This window comes from Tissierella simiarum (genome assembly GCF_018917865.1).
In the GTDB taxonomy this organism is placed as follows: domain Bacteria; phylum Bacillota; class Clostridia; order Tissierellales; family Tissierellaceae; genus Tissierella_C; species Tissierella_C simiarum.
On record NZ_JAHLPM010000001.1, the window covers coordinates 447,416 to 470,041 of the forward strand.

Annotated in this window: 22 protein-coding genes; 4 read left to right on the forward strand and 18 right to left on the reverse strand. The window is 31.3% G+C overall.

The genetic code is table 11. The features are described 5' to 3' along the window. Positions 1-9 precede the first annotated feature (9 nt). A complete protein-coding gene (locus KQI42_RS02230; RefSeq protein WP_216516271.1) occupies positions 10-771 on the reverse strand; it encodes an IclR family transcriptional regulator in 762 nt (253 codons plus the stop codon). A 236-nt stretch (positions 772-1,007) separates the two neighbouring features. Here KQI42_RS02230 and KQI42_RS02235 point away from each other — a divergent pair, with 236 nt between their 5' ends. Both KQI42_RS02235 and KQI42_RS02240 read left to right on the forward strand, forming a co-directional pair. Continuing rightward, positions 1,008-1,637, forward strand: coding sequence for a bifunctional 2-keto-4-hydroxyglutarate aldolase/2-keto-3-deoxy-6-phosphogluconate aldolase (locus KQI42_RS02235; RefSeq protein WP_216516273.1), 630 nt, complete (start codon positions 1,008-1,010; stop codon positions 1,635-1,637). Between the two features lie 34 nt (positions 1,638-1,671). Next, entirely contained in the window at positions 1,672-2,694 is a 1,023-nt protein-coding gene (locus KQI42_RS02240) for a sugar kinase (RefSeq protein ID WP_216516275.1), read from the forward strand. Between the two features lie 68 nt (positions 2,695-2,762). Here the strand turns inward: KQI42_RS02240 and KQI42_RS02245 are convergent, their stop codons facing one another. Next, the gene (locus KQI42_RS02245; RefSeq protein WP_216516277.1) at positions 2,763-5,141 is read right to left on the reverse strand and encodes an ABC transporter ATP-binding protein/permease; all 2,379 of its coding nucleotides are present in this window, start codon (positions 5,139-5,141) and stop codon (positions 2,763-2,765) included. A gap of 181 nt (positions 5,142-5,322) precedes the next feature. On the opposite strand from KQI42_RS02245, the gene KQI42_RS02250 reads away from it, so the two are divergent. Beyond that, positions 5,323-6,006 carry a response regulator transcription factor gene (locus KQI42_RS02250; protein WP_216516279.1) on the forward strand — a complete coding sequence of 228 codons (684 nt, stop codon included), beginning with the start codon at positions 5,323-5,325 and terminating at the stop codon, positions 6,004-6,006. Next, entirely contained in the window at positions 5,993-7,021 is a 1,029-nt protein-coding gene (locus tag KQI42_RS02255; protein ID WP_216516281.1) for a sensor histidine kinase, read from the forward strand. The genes KQI42_RS02250 and KQI42_RS02255 overlap by 14 nt, the downstream gene beginning before the upstream one ends. A 171-nt stretch (positions 7,022-7,192) precedes the next feature. Here KQI42_RS02255 and KQI42_RS02260 read toward each other — a convergent pair whose 3' ends face one another. The 16 genes from KQI42_RS02260 to KQI42_RS02335 form a co-directional block, all read right to left on the reverse strand. Then, positions 7,193-7,357 carry a hypothetical protein gene (locus KQI42_RS02260; protein WP_216516283.1) on the reverse strand — a complete coding sequence of 55 codons (165 nt, stop codon included), beginning with the start codon at positions 7,355-7,357 and terminating at the stop codon, positions 7,193-7,195. 156 nt (positions 7,358-7,513) lie between these two features. Next, on the reverse strand, positions 7,514-9,046 hold the full coding sequence (gene murJ / locus KQI42_RS02265) for a murein biosynthesis integral membrane protein MurJ (RefSeq protein ID WP_216516285.1): 1,533 nt from the start codon (positions 9,044-9,046) through the stop codon (positions 7,514-7,516). Positions 9,047-9,077: 31 nt separating this feature from the next. Next, positions 9,078-10,160 (reverse strand): UDP-glucose 4-epimerase GalE, encoded by a 1,083-nt coding sequence (gene galE, locus KQI42_RS02270; RefSeq protein ID WP_216516287.1) that lies wholly within the window; start codon positions 10,158-10,160, stop codon positions 9,078-9,080. A gap of 170 nt (positions 10,161-10,330) precedes the next feature. Then, a complete protein-coding gene (locus KQI42_RS02275) occupies positions 10,331-10,588 on the reverse strand; it encodes a polysaccharide biosynthesis C-terminal domain-containing protein (RefSeq protein WP_216516289.1) in 258 nt (85 codons plus the stop codon). A gap of 118 nt (positions 10,589-10,706) precedes the next feature. Beyond that, positions 10,707-11,267 (reverse strand): lipid II flippase MurJ, encoded by a 561-nt coding sequence (locus tag KQI42_RS02280; protein WP_216516290.1) that lies wholly within the window; start codon positions 11,265-11,267, stop codon positions 10,707-10,709. A 78-nt stretch (positions 11,268-11,345) separates the two neighbouring features. Then, positions 11,346-11,666, reverse strand: coding sequence for a hypothetical protein (locus tag KQI42_RS02285; protein ID WP_216516292.1), 321 nt, complete (start codon positions 11,664-11,666; stop codon positions 11,346-11,348). Between the two features lie 78 nt (positions 11,667-11,744). Continuing rightward, a complete protein-coding gene (locus tag KQI42_RS02290) occupies positions 11,745-12,797 on the reverse strand; it encodes an O-antigen ligase family protein (protein ID WP_216516293.1) in 1,053 nt (350 codons plus the stop codon). Positions 12,798-13,124: 327 nt separating this feature from the next. Further along, complete coding sequence (locus KQI42_RS02295) at positions 13,125-13,928, reverse strand: glycosyltransferase family A protein (RefSeq protein WP_216516295.1); 804 nt, start codon at positions 13,926-13,928, stop codon at positions 13,125-13,127. A 290-nt stretch (positions 13,929-14,218) separates the two neighbouring features. Next, complete coding sequence (locus KQI42_RS02300) at positions 14,219-14,665, reverse strand: FAD synthase family protein (protein WP_343231631.1); 447 nt, start codon at positions 14,663-14,665, stop codon at positions 14,219-14,221. Between the two features lie 565 nt (positions 14,666-15,230). Then, a complete protein-coding gene (locus tag KQI42_RS02305; protein ID WP_216516296.1) occupies positions 15,231-16,052 on the reverse strand; it encodes a LicD family protein in 822 nt (273 codons plus the stop codon). Between the two features lie 280 nt (positions 16,053-16,332). Further along, entirely contained in the window at positions 16,333-17,532 is a 1,200-nt protein-coding gene (locus KQI42_RS02310; RefSeq protein WP_216516298.1) for a glycosyltransferase family 4 protein, read from the reverse strand. A 269-nt stretch (positions 17,533-17,801) separates the two neighbouring features. Further along, positions 17,802-18,977: a LegC family aminotransferase gene (locus KQI42_RS02315; RefSeq protein ID WP_216516299.1), complete on the reverse strand. Its 1,176-nt coding sequence runs from the start codon at positions 18,975-18,977 to the stop codon at positions 17,802-17,804. A 49-nt stretch (positions 18,978-19,026) separates the two neighbouring features. After that, positions 19,027-19,680, reverse strand: coding sequence for a NeuD/PglB/VioB family sugar acetyltransferase (locus tag KQI42_RS02320; RefSeq protein ID WP_216516300.1), 654 nt, complete (start codon positions 19,678-19,680; stop codon positions 19,027-19,029). Positions 19,681-19,682: 2 nt separating this feature from the next. Next, a complete protein-coding gene (locus KQI42_RS02325; RefSeq protein ID WP_216516302.1) occupies positions 19,683-20,303 on the reverse strand; it encodes a sugar transferase in 621 nt (206 codons plus the stop codon). A gap of 116 nt (positions 20,304-20,419) precedes the next feature. Then, positions 20,420-21,052, reverse strand: coding sequence for a winged helix-turn-helix domain-containing protein (locus KQI42_RS02330; RefSeq protein ID WP_216516304.1), 633 nt, complete (start codon positions 21,050-21,052; stop codon positions 20,420-20,422). A gap of 208 nt (positions 21,053-21,260) precedes the next feature. Beyond that, entirely contained in the window at positions 21,261-22,514 is a 1,254-nt protein-coding gene (locus KQI42_RS02335) for a M20/M25/M40 family metallo-hydrolase (protein WP_216516306.1), read from the reverse strand. Between the last annotated feature and the right edge of the window lie 112 nt (positions 22,515-22,626).

Sequence of the window (22,626 nt, forward strand, 5' to 3'; positions counted from 1 at the left end):
ATAAATACACTATCCCCTATAACCAAGCCCCTTTGAAATCATGCTTGAATATTTCTTCAATGCCTCGGCTACTTCCCCAACTTTCTCTTTAGTAACCCTAATAGTAGGTCCAGAAATACTTATAGCACCTTCTACTTCACCATTATGGTTAAAGACAGGAGCCCCAATGCACCTAACTCCTAACTCATTCTCCTCATCATCTTCAGCATATCCTTGTTCTTTGATCTTACTCAACTCTTTTTTAAACTCTTCAAAACCAGTAATAGTATTCTCAGTTAATTTCTGAATATTGCTATTCTTCCATATCTCTTCTACCTCTTCGTCATCCATAAAAGCCAATATAGCCTTCCCTACTGAAGTACAGTATAATGGTGACCTTCTTCCTATAGTTGAAGCCATTCTTATGGTATTATCGGCTTCTACTTTATCTATGTAAACAATATCATTTTCATCTCTTATAACTAAGTGAACAACTTCATTTAATTCTTCCATTAACTCCTTAGTATATGGTTTTGAAATTTTAAGTATATCAAGATCTTCAATTCGCTTTGTACCTAGTTCATAAAGTTTTAAAGATATCATATATTTATTTGTTATCAAGTCTTGTTCTACAAATCCCTTATAAATCAGCGTACCTAATAATCTATGAACAGTACTTTTATGAAGTTCTACCTTTTCACTTATTTCTGTGATTCCCAAGCCTTCATTATAATTAGATATCAATTCTAATATAGATAATGCTCTATCTACAGATTGTACTACATCAATCATCTATTTCACTCCTAATTAAATACTTTTTTATTTTTAATTTTAAAATAATATCAGATTTATTTGATTATAGCATATATTTACATGAATTGTTAATAATATGGATTTTTAAGTTTTATATATTTTTCAAAAATAAGTTTGCAATTATTTTCGTCTTTGACTATAATGAAATTAACTGGTTTCATAATACGAATCATTGTTTCATATTATGAAATAGTATAGTAGAAGGAGGTTTTAGTATGATAAAATATGAAATCCTTAAGAGAATCCATGAAGTTGGAGTTGTTGCAGTAGTAAGAGCAGAAAGCACTGAAAAAGCTAAAAAAATCGCTTTAGCTTGTATGGATGGCGGAGTAGATTCTATAGAAATTACTTTTACAGTTCCTGGAGCACATAAAGTTATAGAAGATCTAACAAATGAATTTGGTGATAAACTACTAGTTGGTGCAGGTACAGTTCTTGATAGTGAAACTGCAAGAATTGCTATTTTATCAGGAGCAAAATACATAGTTAGTCCAGCCTTTGATCTAGAAACGGCTAAATTATGCAACCGATACCAAATACCTTATATGCCAGGATGTATGACTATAAAAGAAATGATAACGGCTATGGAAGCCGGAGCCGATGTTATCAAAGTATTTCCAGGTAGTGCCTTTGGTCCATCCTTTATTTCCGCAATAAAAGGACCTTTGCCACAAGCATCCTTAATGCCAACAGGTGGAGTTAGTTTAGACAACGTTGATCAATGGATAAAAAATGGCTGTATAGCCGTTGGTGTAGGTGGCAACTTAACAAAGGGAACTAGTGAAGATATGACAAAAGCGGCAAAAGAGTTTGTTAACAAAGTTAGAGAAGCTAGAGGCAAATAGTTTTTAAAATATATTTTAATTAGGAGGGCATAAAATGAAAAAGGTAGTAACTTTAGGTGAAATAATGCTTAGACTTTCCACTCCTAGATTCGAAAGATTCGTTCAAGCAGAATCCTTTGATGTTGTTTATGGCGGTGGAGAAGCAAATGTAGCAGTATCTCTTGCAAATTATGGATTAGACTCATACTTCGTATCAAAATTACCTAAAAATGAAATAGGACAAGCTGCTATCAACCAATTAAGAAGATATGGGGTTAATACTGAGTATGTTGAAAGAGGAGGAAACAGAATAGGCATCTACTATTTAGAAAGTGGTGCTTCTATGAGACCTTCAAAAGTTGTTTACGATAGAGCCAATTCTTCTATAGCAGAGGCTAGTGTAAATGATTTTGATTTTGATGAAATATTTAAAGATGCAGAATGGTTCCATTTCTCAGGAATTACTCCTGCTTTAAGTGAAGAAGCTGCTATTCTAACGGAAGAAGCTTTAAAAGCAGCTAAAAAACATGGTGTAACCGTTTCTGTAGACCTTAATTATAGGAAAAATCTATGGACTCCAGAAAGAGCTCAAGAAGTAATGACTAATCTAATGAAATATGTAGATGTTTGTATTGGAAATGAAGAAGATGCTGAATTAACACTAGGTTTCAAACCAGGAAAAACAGACGTAACTACTGGTGAGTTAGAATTAGCTGGATACCAAAATATTTTTAAACAAATGAAAGAAAAATTTGATTTCAAATACGTTATAAGTTCTTTAAGAGAATCCTATTCAGCTTCTGACAATGGTTGGTCTGCTTGTGCTTATGATGGAAATGAATTCTATCATTCAAGAAAATATGATGTAAGAATAGTTGACAGAGTAGGCGGAGGAGATTCTTTCGCATCAGGATTTATCTATGGTATATTAAGTGGAAAGAATTTCAAAGATGCTTTAGAATTCGGTGTAGCTGCATCAGCATTAAAACATACTATCCACGGAGATTTCAATATGGTAACTGTATCCGAAGTTGAAAACCTATTAAAAGGAGACGCTTCTGGTAGAGTTCAAAGATAATAAGATAAATGTCCTTTTCTGGTACAAATAAACCAGAAAAGGACATTTATTCTTGACTTTAATAAAAATTATTCAGTTCTTAATGCTTCTACCGGATCTTTCTTTGCAGCCATCTTGGCAGGAATTGTGCCGCCAATCAACGTAAGTACCACACTGATTGTCACAAGAAGAAGTGCATATAGAGGATCCAGCTGTGCAACACCAGATAAGCCTGTCATATTTTCTAGGACAATATTCATAGGTATTGTTAATAGGTATGCAATACCTATTCCCATGAGACCAGAACATGCACCAATAATAAATGTTTCTGCATTAAACACACGGGTAATATCCTTTTTCCTAGCCCCTAGCGCACGAAGAACACCAATTTCTTTGGTACGCTCCAATACAGATATATAGGTAATGATCCCAATCATAATCAAAGAAACGATTAGAGAAATTGAAGCAAAAGCTATAAGAACCAGCGTAATTGCATCCATAATACCACTTGTCATATTGGTCATTGAACTTGCAAGGTCTGTATAGATAACAGTATCTTCTTCAGCTTTACCATTATTATACTCATCTAAATAGGATAAAACAGCTTCTTTGGATTCAAAGTCAGATGCATATAAATAAACCATAAATGGAGTTGCATCTCCGCCCAAATAGGAAAGGAAAGTAGATTTTGATGTGTCATCCAATTTTTCCATTGTTATAACATTATGATCAGCATCTTTTTGAGCTTTTACAATTTCTGAATCCTTTTCAATTTCTAAAATATGCTGTACCAAGTTGTCGCTGTATGCGATTCCATTGCCTAAAATTCCAAGGGAAACATCTGGTTTCAGACGAACAATACCGGAAATTTTTAAAGTAATGCTGTTTGTTGAATCATACATAGCCTTATAATCAGATCTAGGCAAGAAATTTCCCATCTCTGTTTTTTGATAGTAATCATTGTTGGTTATCAGCTTAAACTCAGTTCCGACAATATCTGCAAATTTAACGCTGTCAATATTATCCGTATCAAATCCTAGATTTTTCAGTACAGTATAATCTACCTGATTCTTATTGTCTATGACTAAGACTAAATCAGTTTCCTCAGTCGGATAACTGCCGGCAAGTACATCATAGTTTTTCTCTAAATAAGACTGTTCTGAGTCATCCAATACTTCAGGATAAGAAGCAAGTCCTACTCCATTCATGCTGGACATATTAGCCATACCCTGCATATTCGTTTGATCGCTTCCTCCACCTGTATTAAGGCCTACTGCAACAGAAGCTGGAACTACATTACCATCTGTTTCTCGAAGCAAGTTCATACCCAACATTCGAGTATATCCGATACTTTTACAAATTATAGGGTCAATCTTATTTACATATTCAAGATATTCATCTGTAAGTTTATTGGTATGAGTAATCTTGTTTTCAGCAGAATCATAAAGATAAACTTCATCGGAATCTGTATATTCCCTATCTCCAGATATAGGTGATTGCATCTGTCCCCTCATTTCTTGCATAGATTCTGCATCCATACTCATTGCAGACTGAGAAATAATGACAGGAAATTCAGACAAAGCATCACTCTGGAATTGGTCAATCTGAACCTGAAATCCAGAAGAAAGGCTCAAAATCAATGCAATTCCAATAATACCAATACTGGCAGCAAAAGCAGTTAATGCCGTTCTCCATTTTTTCGTTGCAATATTTTTTCCAGATACTTTCAAGGCAGTGAAAAAACTCATACTAGTTTTCTTTAACTGATATCCAGTCTCTTCCTTAATAACTTGATAAGGATTGCTGTCATGAGTTACCTCGCCATCTTTGAAATTGACAATACGATCTGCATATTTTTCCGCAAGCTCCGGGTTATGGGTAACCATGATAACAAGCTTATCATCAGCAATTTCCTTAATTAAATCCATGATTTGCTCACTGGTTGCCGAATCTAATGCACCTGTAGGCTCATCTGCCAAAATAATATCTGGATCGTTGGCAAGAGCTCGGGCAATAGCAACTCTCTGCATCTGTCCGCCAGAAAGCTGATTTGGCTTTTTATATATATGCTCCTTTAGTCCCACTCTTTCAAGGACCTCAAGTGCTTTTTTATTCTTCTCAGCAGATGACACACCACTTAGTGTCATACCCATTTCTACATTGTCAAGAATACTCAAATGAGAAATCAAATTATAACTTTGAAAAATAAATCCAACACTGTTATTACGGTAAGCATCCCATTCGCCATCTTTAAAGTCTTTGGTAGATTTTCCATTGATAATTAAATCACCACTATCATATTGGTCCAAACCTCCAATAACATTTAGGCAGGTGGTTTTACCCGATCCGCTCTGCCCTAAAATAGCAACAAATTCATTTTTTCTGAAATTCAGATTAATGCCGTTCAAAGCAACTTGGGTAAAGTCGCCGGTTGTGTAGCTTTTAGTAATTTCTTTTAATTGTAGCATAGCAGCGCCTCCTTCGATGTTTTTTTGCTACGCTATAAAGATTACTACATAAATATTAACTGAATATAAACTAAAAAATATGGGGTATGCTATTTCTATCTACGTGTTCATGTTCAGTTGATGTTATTATTATATATTGATAAAATAAAAGTTGTAAATCACGCCTATGGAGGTTTCTGAAATGTTTAATATATTAGTTGTAGATGATAATGAAAATACACGTAAACTTATGAAAAATATTTTGTCACAAAATGGCTATACACCAATTTTGGCGAAAGATGGCTTAGAATCGCTGGAAGCCCTCGACAAAAATCATGTTGATCTAATCCTTCTCGATGTTATGATGCCAAATATGAATGGATTTGAACTTACGCAACTATTAAGGGATACAGGCTATACCCTTCCTATCTTGATGGTAACGGCGAAAGAAGCCTTTGCCGATAAGAAAATTGGATTTCTCTCTGGAACAGATGATTATATGGTGAAACCAGTGAACGAAGAAGAAATGCTATTAAGAATTTCTGCACTGTTAAGGAGAGCGAAGATTGCAAACGAACATAGGCTAACTGTAGGTGAAACAATTTTAGACTATGATTCTCTTACTGTTACAAAAAACGGTTATTCAGAGGAATTACCAAAAAAAGAATTTATGCTTTTATTCAAACTGCTGTCATTCCAAAATAAGATCCTAACAAGACGACAGCTAATGGATGAAATCTGGGATATGGACAGTGATACAGATGAACGTACTGTAGATGTTCACATTAACCGTTTACGGGAAAGATTCAAAACAAATCATGACTTCGAAATCATTACGGTTCGTGGTCTTGGATATAAGGCGGTAAAAAAAGATGAAAAGAATTAGAAAGTTGAACATTATATTTGTAATTGTGGTCTTTCTCATTATGGTGTCCTCTTGGTTAATATCTGGATTAATGCTGCTGTCCCTGTACAAATTTAATCTTTTAGAAAGCCGCCGAATGGCACCAGCAGTTATGTTTTTTATAATATGTTTTATTAGTATTATTTTTGGCACTATTATGTCTTATGTTACAGGAAAACATGTATTAAAGCCTTTGAATGAATTAATCGCCGCAACAAAAGAAGTAGCAAAAGGAAATTATAATATACAGGTTTCAAATTTAAACATGGACAACGAATTGGGAGATTTAATTCAAAACTTTAATGATATGTCACTTGAGCTTTCTGGTGTCGAAATGATGCATCGAGACTTTATAAACAATTTCTCTCACGAATTCAAAACTCCTATTGTTTCAATCCGGGGTTTTGCTAAGCAGCTTCAGAATTCTTCCCTTACCAACGATGAGATAAAAGAATACACAGATATTATTATCAAAGAATCGGAGCGCTTAACGAATATGTCTTCAAACATTTTACTTCTTACCAAATTGGAAAATCAAAATATTATATCAAACAAAGTTAAATTTTCTCTGGATGAACAGTTGCGGCATTGTATTCTATTATTAGAGAAAGAATGGGAAGCTAAAAACATAGAATTACATCTCACATTGAATCCTATAGATTATTACGGCGATGAAGAAATGCTGATGCATGTATGGCTGAATCTCATTGGAAATGCAATTAAATATAGCTATGAAAACGGAAAAATCGAAGTAACGTGCTATGAAACAGGAAATGATGTCAAAGTCAAAATTAAAGATAACGGTATTGGAATGACAGATGAAATGATAGAGCATGCATTTGATAAATTTTATCAAGGAGATTTGGCACATAAAACTGATGGACATGGATTAGGACTTTCTATTGTAAAACGCATTATTGATTTATGTGGTGGTAAAATAACAGTAAAAAGCAAGGAATACAATGGATCTACTTTTATTGTCCGACTTAGTCGATAATCCGATAAATATAAAAAATGAATTAAAATACCCGACAGTTAACTACTTATAACTAACTGTCGGGTTTGTTATTTATGCTTAAATTATCTCATTCAGTACAATTTCTTCAACGCAATTTAGGATGTTTTCACCATTCTAGCCCACTGCATTTGATTTTCTTTCTTTAGTGGACTATTTTTCAACATTATCCTCAGGCGAATCAATTCTTTTATTATTTATCATATCTTCATTATCTATTACACCAATCTCACCAGCAAGTTCATAATTCATGGCTTTAAAAAAGTTTTTATCAATTTTTTCTTTAGATTGTTTCTCTTTAGATTGCTTTTCTTTCACTATTATCACCTCATATGTATTTTTTGTATAATCAATCTTTACATACAAGGTAATTTAAGGGAGTGTTTTAAAATAATAATATAGCTGCTAATTAATACTTCCTTCTATTATTTTTGTTTAAAATAGTAAACAATACTCTGAATTGAGCTTCGTCTTTTACCTACATACATCTGTATTTCTCTTTAGCTTCTTCTTTACTGCATTTATCATAGTATCCACTTCTTCTATCTTCATAAAGTAGATAATGATGAAATATACTACTGCACCTATACCAATTGAAATTATTAAGGATAAATTAGCACTTATATATTTAAGTAGAATAGTATAGGATAGCTTAGCTATTACTCCCATGACCAATGAAGCACATAAAATTTTTATAGAGGAAATAGTTATGTTTTTCATACCAAATGAGCCTATTTTCTTTCTAAAGCTTATGAATAATAGTACTGTACAGAATATAGCTGATATACTTGTTGCTAAGGCAAGTCCACCTATGCCCATATATTTTGAAAGTATTATATTTAAAACAATATTCATAACCATAGCAATGGCAGCATTAATCATAGGAGTCTTAGTATCTTGTAGAGAGTAAAAAGCTCTTGATAATATTTCTCTTAACCCGAAACCGACCATACCAATTGAATAATAAAACAAAGCAACAGAAGTCATTGATATAGCTTGAGGATCGAATGCTCCCCTACCAAATAGCAGTTTAACTACTGGTTCTGCAAATATCATAGCTCCTACTGTAGCTGGTATAACTAAAAGATTTATTGAATTTATAGCTTCTGACACTGATTTTTTAAGCCCGCTTACATTATTTTCCGCAGCCATTTTAGATATCATAGGATACATAGCAGTTGCTATTGAAGAAACAAACAATCCTTGCACAAAACCATTTAATCTATTAGCATAGTTAAGTGCAGATATACCACCCACTGCAATACTAGAAGCCAGCGTTCTATCAATTAGTACATTTATCTGATTTACTGATACTCCAATTATAACTGGTAATGCTATATATGCCATATTCTTAATATGCTTATCTTTTATATCCAATATAAATTTATATCTATATCCTTTTTTATGTATAAAAGGTATTAGTAACATCAGCTGTGAAGCTGCAGCTACAATACTTCCTATAGATAACACTGTAATATTTGTAGTTGAACTTAAAAATATAGATAGTATTATAAAGAAGTTCATTGGAAACCCAATCAATGCCGGTATTACATAATTCCCTTTCATTTGAAGAAATCCATTAAAAATATATATAAGCCCTGTAAAGTATATTCCCAATAAACTTATCTTTGTAAACTTAACTGCTAAAGCTAAAGTTTCTCCTTCAAATCCTAGTGCAAATATCTTTACTATTTGATCTGTAAATAAAAGCCCAAAGATAATCATAATTGTACATATAATTATCAATATATTTACAAGATTATTAGTATACCTATTTCCTTCTTTCTCTCCATACTCCTGTTCTATCTTACTATACATAGGTATATATCCTGTAGATATACCAGTTCCGATAAAGGAAAATATTACAGTTGGAATCGTTAAAGATATTAAATAGGCATCAGATATACTTGATGCTCCATAGAAATATGAAAGAGTTATATCCCTAGCAAAACCAAATACTTTTGAAATTATTGTTATTAACATTAAAAGAATTGCTGTTTTTTTCATTTATGATTCATACTCCATTTTTTCTATATTTCTATTCTTCTTTAGAAATTGCAGCTTCATCAAGAACAATATTTTTTAATTCTTTCCCAAATACAGTTGTTCTATCCTCATATCCATTTGGATTATTAGCTTGCCATCTCCATGCATCTCGGCACATATCATCAAGACTTTTTTCTGCTTTCCAACCTAATTCTTTAAGTGCTTTTGTAGGATTTGCATAACATTTAGCAATATCACCTGGTCTTCTATCTGCAATAATATATGGTATTCTTTTTCCTGTAACTCTTTCAAAACTATTGACTACATCAAGTACACTATAGCCTATACCAGTACCAAGATTATATGTATTAATTCCTGTAGTTTCCATAATTCTTTCAAGTGCTTTTAAGTGTCCTTTTGCTAAATCTACCACATGAATATAATCTCTAACTCCAGTTCCATCATGTGTATCATAATCATTTCCAAAAACATATAGTTTTTCTTTTTTGCCGACAGCTACTTGAGTTATATAAGGCATTAAATTATTGGGTATTCCATTTGGGTTTTCGCCAATCTTACCACTTTCATGAGCTCCAATAGGATTAAAATATCTAAGTAAAGATATACTCCATTCTCTGTCAGAAATAAATACATCTTTTAAAATCTGCTCTATCATAAGCTTAGTCCAACCATAAGGACTAGTAGCACTAAGGGGTAAATTTTCTGTTAACGGTGATTTATTATTCTTACCATATACAGCCGCAGATGAACTAAATACCATTTTCTTTACATTATATTTCGCCATAACTTCACAAAGTATTAATGTTCCAGTAATATTATTATGATAATAGTCAATAGGAATTTCTACTGACTCTCCTACTGATTTAAATCCTGCAAAATGAATTACTGTTTCAATTTTGTTCTCTTTAAATATCTCTTCAAGTCTTTCTTTATCTAAAACATCAGCATTATAAAATTTTAATGATTTTCCTGTTATTTCTTGTATACGATTTAAGGATTCAGGTTTACTATTGGAAAAGTTGTCTAATACAACAACATCATAGCACGTATTTAACAACTCTACACAAATATGACTTCCAATATAACCTATACCCCCTGTTATTAATATAGTCATATGTAATTGTCCTCCATTTAAAAATACTCTATTTTATGCATTTCTTACACTTCTCTTCAAATTATTTTTTACTGCATTTATCATAGTATCTACTTCCTCTATTCTCATAGAATAGATTATAACAAAATATACTACTGCAACCTATACCAATTGAGACTATTAATGATGTATTAGCCACTTATATATTTAAGTAAAACACTATAGGATAGCTTAGCTATTGTTCCCATAGCCAATGAAGCACATAGGATTTTTATCGAGGAAATAGCTATGTTCTTCATACCAAATGAGCCTATTTTATTTCTAAAACTTATAAATAATAATGTTGTACAAAATATAGTCGATATACTTGTGGCTAGAGCCAGTCCACCTATACCCATGTATTTTGATAGAATAATATTCATAACTATTGCTATAGCTTCGTTGCTCATTGGAATCTTCATCCTGTAAAAAATAAAAAACTCTATTAAGAATTAACCTAAGCCTGAAACCAATCATATCAATAGAGTAAAAAACAATGTACTGGAGGTAATAGGTATGGCCTGAGATTCAAATTGCTCCTCTACCAAATAAAAGTTTAACTATCGGCTCTGCAAAGAACATAGCTCCAATTGTAACTGGTATGGCTAATAAACTAATTGAATTTATATCTTCTAATATTGTTTCTTTCAGTTCCTTTATATTATTCTCTGCCGTCATTTTAAATATCATAGGATACATAGCAGTTGCTACTGAAATAACAAATAAACCTTGTACAAATCCATTCAGTTTATTAGCATAGTTAAGAGCTGATATCCCACCTATTGCAACACTAGACGCTAAAGTTCTATCAACAAGTACATTTACCTGATTTACTGACACTCCAATTGTAACTAGTAATGCTATATATACAATATTTTTAATATACTCATTTTTTATATCTAATACAAAGTTATGTCTATATCCTTTTCTATGTATGAAAGGTACTAGTAATATCAGCTGTGAAGTTATAGCTACAACACTCCCTATAGATATTATAATAAAGAAATTTATTGGGACCCGAATTAATGCTGGTATTACATAATTCCCTTTTATATGGAGAAATCCATTAAATATATACGCCCTATACAATATATTCCCAATAAACTTATCTTGGTAATTTTAATTGTAAAGCTAAAGTTTCTCCTTCAAATCCTAGTGAGAATATCTTTACTGTTTCTGGTCTGTAAATAAAAGCCCCAGAATAATCATATGTACTATTATGATTATCAATATATTTACAAGATTATTAGTATATTTATTTCCTTCCTTTTCTCCATACTCTTGTTCTATCTTGTTGTATAGGCAATCCTCTGCTGATATACTGGCCCCTATAAAAGAGAATATGACCGCAGGTATTGTTATTGATATTAAATAGGCGGCACTTATACTTGATGTCTCATAGAAATATGGCAAAGTAATCCCCCTAGCAAAGCTAAATATTTTTGAAATTATTGTTATTAGTACTAAAAGAATTGCTGCTTTTTTCATTGAATTCCCTTGTTATCTGCGAATTAATTTATTCACATACAATGCAATAAAGAGTTCCATGTAATTTTTGTATCCACGTTAATCCACAGTATCTACACTTAAATACTCTTTACTATATCGATATATTAAAAGTATTATGAAATAAAATACTTCACTTAATAGTATGGATAAAAAAAACATTTGAAACATCATTCCAATAAATGTTACTAATAAAAATTTTGTTTCTTTATTTTTTTTAAATAACTTAATACAGCTAAAAAATACTAAAATTAAAAATAAGCCATATATAAAGAAACCAACTACCCCAGATTCTACAAGAACCTCAAGGAATGTATTGTGTATATAGTTATGTATTCCGTAATTAGATGTACTATAATTTAAAAAAGCATTAATCCCAATTCCAAATATTGGGTTCTTTATAAATGTTTCAAATGCATTTTTCCAGATAATACTCCTTCCACTTCCACCACTACTTAACATGCCTAAAAATCGTCTTTTGAATAAATCTACATATCCTATACCTAAAACTTCTAACACATTAACTAATACAAAAAGAACTATTATAGCCAATAAGATAGATCTACATTTCCATTTTCTGTCTTTTTCAATCATAAATGATATCACCAATGCAATTAATATGGATATATATGCTCCTCTTGAGAAAGTTAAAATGATACAAATTAAAGTAATGATAAAACAAATTCTATTTCTATTAGAATCTAAATTATTTAAAAAATAAAAAAAGTATAATGTAATAAAAAATGCAGATATGTTTGGATCATCTGATACTATTCCCGTTAACCTTGGTATAGATCTATCTATAATTAAACCGTAGTAGGATATGTTATTACCATGAAAATTCATCCCCGCTTTATAAACCCCCATAAAATAGTATGTCAATGATAATATACTTACTATTAATCCGGATTTTGAAATCATCTTTTCTACTTCGTCAATACTACAGGATATAAGTAATCCCCTCGTTGAAAAATAAAAAATTAATATAACATAAAACGCAAATATAAAACGCAAATGTGCTTCTGGATAGCTAAAATGTAAAGCTGTAGAAGAATAAACTAAAATGAATATCAACATAGCCTTTTCGAAGGTTAATAATTTGCTAAATTTCATATACTTGAATAAGAAAAAAATGTTAAAAATACTCATAAACATGTATGGTTTAAATGCAAAGCCAATATTCACATTAAACCTTCCAAAAAACAATGTCATTATTAAAATTTGCATAAATAATACAACTATACTCGTTTTAGATTTCAACGTACTCAGCCCTTTTCTATGTTTAACACCATATTTTTATAATTTAAGCATAACTAATTATTAGACTTTTCTACACAGCATTTATATCCTTTTACTCTAAAAATATATTTTTAAAGTAAGTGTAGAATAGTCCTCACCTTTTCAAAGCAAGTAAACCATTTTAATCTATTCTTTTTCCATTTAAGTGTGTGTTTCCGCAAAACCACATAAGTTATTGTAAGAATTAATACCTTGATTTATGTAATGTATTATTTCCTTTTTAGTTAAAGAACAATGATTATTAAATGATATCGGATAATAATACTTAAACAGATGTTTTGATTTTGGATATGCTACAGATAACCACGCGCCAATATTGAAAAAAAACTTAGCATTGTGTCCTTCAAACCACGTTGAGTTTGAATAGTCAACATTAGCAATAAAAGCCGGATACTCATATATCTTTAACCCTTTTTTATTAGCTTCTCTAAACATTAATGATTCCTCACCAGAACTATAAATGCTCCCTGCACCGAAATTTACATTAAACCAGATATTATTTTTTTTGAAAGACCTCAATTTAAAAGCAACTCGCACAGAACCATAGTTTTTATGTTTAGGTGCTATTCTTATTTTTTCAATATGCTTACGCTTTTTTAAATCAGAACAATTCATCTTTTCTGTATTGAATACAATAATATCAGCATCCGGTAGTTTTTTAAAAGCTTCTTTAATTATTTGGACATAATTATCTTTATATGTTACATCATCATCGCACAATAAACACACATCGCCAGTTGCATTTAATAAAGCTTCGTTTCTACTTCTAGATAATCCACGATTATTAGTTGATATCATTTTCACCAAATATTTATCAAAACTTTTTTCAGCATAATCATATCTATCACATTGATTTATTATTAGGGCATCTGAACGAATGTTATTCTTTTCAACCAAATCAAAGTTGGTTTGATTCATAGCCGATATTAGAACTTCAATTCTCATTTTATTCAACTCCCGTGTTATAAACAGTTTCTTTAATTCTTAAGTATAATACCTACTAAAATACTTCATTACATTTCTTTGCTCTTGCCCTTGTTTTTTCCCAGTGAAGTAAGTTTTTTATATTCTTTTGTTAACTTTTTCAAAACAGGTATATTCAAGCAAATCCTTGTTTTTTAATCTCTTAGCTTCTAGTTTTAATGTTTACATAAAGCATTTACCTACATAGTTTAAATACCTGAAAGGATAGGTGCCTAGATCCTTCTTTATAAATTTTCTATGATATATGTAATCTATTCCTTAGTAACCGCTACATCACTATTCATAATCTTATTCAAAACTTCTCTTAATTTCGTGGATGAAGTTCCTTGTGTATAAGGGAAATAAACAATATCTACACCTACAGCACTAAATTGATACTCAAGCTCATTCCACTTGTCTGTACCCTTCCAGTCACTACCTACAAACATAACGTCAAATTTATACTTTTCCCATGCTTCCATTTTGTTCATATTCTTTTGAGGCACTACCTTATCTACATACTTTATGCTTTCAACTATTGTCATTCGTTCACTATGTGATATAATGGCTTTTTTGTTTTTATATGACACTAATTCATCTGTTGTAACGCCAACAATCAGATAGTCGCATTGCTCTTTCGCTCTTTTTAACAAGTTTAAATGACCTATATGGAACATATCATAAACACCTGTCGTGTAGCCTACCTTGTACTTTTTCACAATGATCACTCCTTCAAATAATTATTCTCTATTACATTACAATTTCAAATTACTTCTAATAATAAGAAGAAATTCTGATAAGCTTATCCATATCTAAATCATCTATAACCAAATTCGGGATTCCTCCCCAAAACTTATCTTTCTAATTATGCCCAAATAATCTTACTTCTTTTTCATATCTTAGAATAGCATGACAATATACCTGCTTATCTGCCATCATCATATTAGATAAATTTCATTATACCGTAGCCAAACAACTATTTAGGCGCATCCTCAATCACTCTTATTATACTATCAAAAGTTGCAATACTCTCTCGGTTTCAATTTCCCCAATACCCAATATGAGATTCCCCCTTCTTTTATGAAAAAATCCACGCACCAAGAGTCGTTTGATGAGTTCTCAGTAGACAGAATCAATGATCTATCTCATAATCTTTAGTTCTCCTGTTTTGAATTTATTTCTAAAATCAAACATTATTTCATACACTTGCTTTCTCTGTAAAGCAGTAAGTAGTTTGCAACAATTACTTATATACACTTAGACAATCAATCAAGTAAAATATATTTATAAGTATTCTTCAAACCCAGATTCTGTATCGTACACCTCCGCATGTGCAGCTGCCATCTGTTCTTCCACAGACGGTAATTTCATGTAATTACCATACCTATATTTGAGATATTTTTTTATATCAGAAGGGCCCATTAACACCGTATCTTCAAACTGAATATCAATAGGTTTTCCAAACATACTAATTTCAAATATCCCTTGTTTGAAATTAACCTTTGTAATAAAATAGCAATATACAAAATCATTCTTTAGGCTATCATACTTGTAAATGAGCTTATAGCACTGTCGAGAAATCAACTTATTAGGCAATAATTTTAGCACTCTTAAAACCACTTTCTGAAATTTAGTCTTAGGTTCCCAATTTCTCTGAGAAAGTGCCACTATTGTTACATATTTAGATGCATAATAGACAGTTTTCTGTATTAATAGTTTATTAGGACATTTATGAAGTATCATAATATCAACGTATATACCATGATGCATATCTTTTCGATTCTTGAAAGCTTTCTCTATGAACGTAGTACCATTCATTCGAACTTTAGCATATTCCAAATAATTATCAACAATTTTCCATTCTTGCAATACGAACTTATCGCTTTCTATTTGATTAAACACTGTCTTAAATCTTTCATAATTACTAGGCGTCATGAATATATCAAGATCATCGTCCCATGGAATGAACCCACTATGTCTTACAGCACCAAGAGCAGTTCCACCCATAATGTAATAAACAATGTCATTTTCACGACATATTCTATCAATGAATTTCATTGTTTCTAATATTTTAGTTTGAACATCTTTTATCGTTTGCTTGGCCATTTTCTCATTCCTTTACCAATAATTTGAGATATGAACTTACTTGTTAATTCTTTATATATTCTCTCTCAAGTAATAAGACTCCTTCATTAATTTATTTATGAGATCATCCTTCGACATATAATTTGCAATAGATCTTATAAATTCAAATACAAAATTTTAATCCTTATCTTAACCATGTCGCTGCTTCATCATTATTTACAGTACTAATCATTGTTTTATAACTAAAAGGGTAACTACATTTTAATGATTTTTAAAGAAAAAATGCGCTATGAGTAAAGTTTCATCCTATCAGATCTATTATTTTCATATATGTTTGTTTTCTATCAAATAGTTCTTGTGCTAATTTTCGGCTATTCTTCCCCATAGTTTTTCTTAAAGTCTCATTTTCGTACAACTGTACTAGCTTTGTAGCTAAATCTTCCGCATTATTATTCTGACAATTTAATCCAATTTGATACTCATCCACTAAATTTCTATATTCAGTGCATTCTTGTGTGTTCAATACAGGCAAACCTGCTGCAGAATAGTCACCTACTTTATTAATAATACTTCCAGCTGACCCTGCTTTAATTGGATTTATAGCTATATCACATGACTTCAAAATACCTGCCATTTTGCCGTACTCGAGCCTACCAATAAATTCTACGTATACACCTTTTTCTTTTGCATAATTCTCGAACATGAATTTCAATGGTCCGTCACCTATGGCAATAAATTTAATATTTTTAATTCCTTTCCCTTCCAATATTTTTAGGGCATCTATCACACAAGTTAAATCGTAACTATGACCTAGGGTACCTACATATGTAAGCCATATTTCAGTCTCAGGCTTACCGATAAATTTATTTTTTTCCATCAAACTATCAAAAGATGCCAATTCTGTGCCCAAAAAAATGCTATGACCCTCTTTACACTTTCTATTGACTTTTAAAGCTCTATTCATATAAGTATTTGATACAGCAATTATTTCATCAGCTGCATCATATATATAATCAGCTTGCTTTTTCATTGGATAGAACAAGGCATCACTTAGAACAGGAACATTAAAAACCATCTTGAATGCCTCAGGCCATAAGTCTTGAACATCTATAATAAAACGTATATTGTTCTTCTTGGCATACTTTGCTGCCACTTTCGCCACGTTAAGAGACGGAACAGCACAGTAAATGATATCTGGCTTATCTCTTCCTAGTAGGTAGCTCTCTAAGTTTTTTCCGAATACATAATGTGAATAAACTCTTTTCAAAGAAACATTTTTTAGATATGATGGCTCGTGTAAAATTGTTGTTTTGTAGTTAAGTTTCAATAGTTCAACGCTATCCTTGTGACGATATGACTTACTCACATGTATATAATCAGAAGTAACTATTTCTACTTGGTTACCATACAATCTCAATTTTTCGGCAATATAGCAAAACCTGTCATTTCCTTTCTCAAATGGAAAATCAACAAAGTGCGAAATTATCAGTATGTCCTTCATCAATAATCTACTCCTTTTTAAGATGTAAATCTCATTGCATTTCATTATATAAATACTCTTTAATACCGGACTATTGTATCTACATTCCTGTTCTCATTTATATTCTTGGCAATCATCTCCGGCATATTTAATCCACTCTCATATACATGTGAATATCTTCCACCAAAATAAGGGTTAACTTCAGATCAGCTCACAAGATGTCATAAATATTTTTTTATATTATGTCTCCTAAAAATAATAGTTTGATTTAAAGAATAAATATATGCCTATTAAATCTTATAGTCTTTTAGCTTGTTTACTACGACCCCAACCTCTTCCTCACTTAAATTGCTACTACAAGGCACATTCATCAGATTCTTCTCATAGTACTCGCCCATATCAATCCTATAACTCTGACTTTCTAAATATGGCTTCTGTTTATGTATCAACCTCCACAATGGCCTAGTTTGAATATTTTCATCATTTAACATTCTTAATAATTCATCTCTATCCATACCATATTTCTCTTTATCTACTATCACAGAATAAAACCAATGATTTGCTCTTGTATCTGCTCTAAATGATAGTAATGTTAGTCCCTCTATGTCTTCTATAGCTTCTTTATATAAGTTATAATTTTTAATCTTTGTTTCTATAAAACCTTCCAGTCTATCTATTTGATCCGTTCCAAAGGCCGCCTGTATATTTGTCATACGGTAGTTATATCCTATTTCATCATGAACAAAGTAAAGAGAATCTGTTTTAGCTTGTACCCCTAAAAATGATACTTTATCTAGTAATTCTTTATTATTGGATACCACCATTCCTCCGCCACCTGTAGTTATTATCTTGTTTGCGTTGAAAGAATACACTCCTATATCTCCAATAGTACCACAGTATTTACCTGCATATTTACCTTCTAGATAATAAGAACCTAGAGCTTCTGTAGAATCTTCTATTACTTTTAGGTTATATTTTTCTTTAACTTCCATTAACCTTTCCATATTAGCTGGATTACCAAATACATGAACTATTACGATAGCTTTTATCTGTCTTTTAGTACTTTTATTGATTACTTTTTCATCTATATAGTCACATTCATTTTCTAAAAACTCTTCCAGCTTGTCCATATCCATATTAAGCGTATCATCACAATCCATAAATATTGGTTCTGCTCCCATGTATTTAACTGGATTTACTGCTGCTATAAATGTAAGTGTAGGCACTATAACTTCATCTCTAGATTCTATACCTAATACTCTTAATGCAAGATGAAGACCTGCTGTACCAGATTGACATGATACTGTTCTTTCTACACCTACGTATTTTGCTATTTTTTCTTCAAATTCCGTTATAAACCTTCCTCCAGTTGATACCCAACCCGTCTCTATTGTTTCCTTGACATTTTCAAGAATGTCTAGTGAAAGATTAGGGACTGAAAGAGGTATTTGTTTATTATTAGTCATAATATTCCTCCAAAATTTATACTACTTACCCTTAAACAGCAGTATTTATTTATATATTATTATTACTTCTTATAACTTTAGCAGGAGCACCATATACTACTACATTGTCTTCAATATCTTTAGTTACAATACTTCCAGCTCCAATTATGCAATTTGCTCCTATCTTTCTGCCAAGTGTAACTATTACTCCATCATCGATTAAAGTATTATCTTTAATGATGACTCCACCTGATAAAACTACGCCTGACGCTATGTAAACATGATTTCCAATAGTATTATCATGATTTACTTGAGAGCCGGTATTCACTACTACATTATCTCCAATTATAGGGTTAGGTGTAATCAAGCAACCTGCTTCTATTAAGACCCCATTTCCAATTTTGGCTTCTTCCGATATAACTGCATCAGGGTGATATATATTAACTGCTTCCCAGCCAGCATTTACAAACTCATTATAAACAAGTCTTCTATATTTCATATTCCCAAAACCGATAAAAAATTTATTTGTTTTATATTTATTTATTAACTCTTTTAAGTCCCATTCCTTATAGAATTCTAATACTTTTAGTCCATGAAATTCTCTTCCTACTTTATCAGGATTAGATTCAAAAAAACCTAAAGCTTCATATTTACCTTGATTTTTCACATTATATAAAACTACATTTGCATGTTGACCACAACCAACTATTATGATTTTCTCCATACTTAATTTATCCCTGCCCTTTCTCCTTTGAAATCTGGCATTGTATCACCTTGTGAATTATTTATATCTTTTTTATTTATTACATTGTAAATAGTCATACAGAAGATTTTGAAGTCAAGAAGAAATGATTGATTATCTACGTACCAAACGTCATATTTAAACTTTTCTTCCCAACTAATTGTATTTCTCCCATTAACCTGAGCCCATCCAGATATTCCAGGTATGGCTTCATGCCTTTTCATTTGTTCTGATGAATAATATTGAAGATATTGAACCAGCAATGGTCTTGGTCCTATAAAACTCATTTCTCCACGAATTATATTAAGTAGCTGTGGAAGTTCATCTATGCTTGTCTTCCTTAAAAACGAGCCAACCATTGTCATTCTTTCCATATCGGAAAGTCGTTTATTATCACGTTCAGTCTCAACTCTCATAGTTCTAAATTTATAGACTCCAAATATTTTTGCATCTTTTCCAGGTCGTTTTTGATTAAATAAAACTGTCCCTTTTGGATCTTCTATTTTTATTGCTATAGCAGCAATCATCATGATAGGTGACAAAACTAGTAACAATATAATTGCAAAAATAAAATCTAATATCCTCTTTACATATTTTTTATACATTTATGCACAACCTCCAAAAGGTTTAATTTTACATTACTACAAATCATCTATTCCAACAGTTTATACGCAAATTTCTCTAATTGCCAAGCACTTAATAACTACATCCTACCAATCAACTACCCACCAAAAAATCTAACTACCCTATCCTCATCATATCCTACTTCTTCTAATCTCTTCCTTATATCATCTTCATATGTATAGCTTGTAATTACTATCGCGTCATGATTGTATTCTTTTATTTCATCACGAGATATAATTTTATGCCCTAATAATTCTTTGTTCCATTTCTCTGGATTATCGTCTACAATAGCTTCTACAGTAATATCACTAGGCTGTCTGTCTCTTATGACACCCAGTATGGTTTCTGCTACTTCTCCAGCACCGTATAATAGTATGTTTTTATATCCTTTATTTTCAATATCTTGAAGAAATTTTTCTACATTTTCTTTAGCTAGTTTGTATAGGTCTAGTAGTTCTCTAAGGTAGCTTATAAGTAAATAATTTTTTCTATTAATTCCTTGTGGTGTAATTTTATATTTTACTGTTTTGGCTGATATATATTCTCTTATTATATAGCCTTTTTCCTCATAATCATTAATATATACATTGATCATGGAAGGTGCTGCATTTATTAAGTCAGCTAATTCTTTTTGTGTTGTGTCTTCTTTATTTTCTATATGTTGTAATATTGCCAATTCCTTTAGCTGTAAAGTTGGCGTAAAGAATTTAATATCCTTTATAAAATCCATTAATCCACCTTCCTTTATTCATTCGATGAACGAACGATTATATTATATCATTTTTTGGAAAAAATAAAAGGGTATATTGTCTTATTTTGTTATTTTTTATTGAATTTCATAAGCGATCAAAAATATCTATAAATGTTTCTATGAAAAAAGAACACTTATATATTACAAAGTGTTCCTCTCCATTTATTAATCTCCTATTAATCTATATTTATACTCTATCTTTGTTTGCTAAATCGTATATACTTGTAAGGGCTATATCACAAACTGCTTTCACTTTATTAGGGTCTACTTTTTCCCAAGTATCTTCTGGACTATGGTAGTATATATCTGATGGCCCCCATATCCAAGTAGTTGGAACTCCTGCTTTAGAAAATCTTCCTGAATCTGGTGTTCCTAAATCACAGGAACCTAAATCTATATGGTATCCTAGTTCATCGGCAGCATTTTTCACATGATCACATAACCATTTTGAAAGTTTTATCTTTTCATCTGGCCAGTTTCCGTTTTCTATAATCCAAAGTGAGCTTCCTGCTCCTACCATATCTAATTCAAAAGAAGCTTTTATTTTATCTAGTTCATCTTTATGCTTTTTAACGTATTCCAAAGACCCAATGGATCCTAGTTGCTCTTCTGCTCCTAATGAAACTATTTCTATAGTTCTCTTTGTTGGCATATCTTTAAGAAGTCTTGCTATTTCCATCATTATAACTGTACCTGAACCATTATCGTTGGCTCCAGGTGTTCCTACAGAATCTCTATGTCCATAGATAAGAATTTTTTCATCTGGCAGTTCTGTACCTAATTTTATACCTCTAACATTTTTAGATTCTCTCTTTCCATTAAATGTATTAGAAAACATCTTTACCTTTTTATTTCCTTTTTCCATCTTCCTTAATATTTCTTCCCCACTATCTCTTCCTACTACTAATGCTGGAATTGGATTTGGTTCTATTGGAAGAAATCGTTTTTCAGGATCAAATAGTCCAGTTTCTAAAGTAGTGACAAATATCCAAGGTTCAAAGTTTATTAATATTACTCCCTTTGCTCCTTTTTTTGCAGCTAAACTTACTTCATGCCAAAATTGGTCTTTTTCTGTTTCCTTATCTCTATGAAATATTACTATCTTATCTTTCACACATAAATTTTCAAAATCTTCTTCTCTGCCTATCCCTGCAAATACAAGTTCTCCTTCAACTCCTGTATCTTCTGTAGATGTAGAATATTGCATAGCTCTTGTTTCATATCTTTTTCCATTTAACTCAATATAAGATTCTATTTCTTCAAAAGCATCTATAATAAAGGTTTCTTCTACAACTTCTAATCCAGATTCTTGAAAGGCAGTTTTTACAAAGTCGGCAGCTTTATGTTCTCCTTCACTTCCTGCAAAGCGACCACCAAAACCTGAAAGAGTCTTTATATCTTCTAACATTCTTGTAGCATTACTTCTTTGAACTAGTATCATTTAAGTATCCCTTCCTTTCGATTTTCTCTTAAAATATAATTAAGCAAGGTTCATGCCAAAAATAAAGTAGTATCAATCTAAGAGTTCATCTTGAATAAATACTACTTTAAAA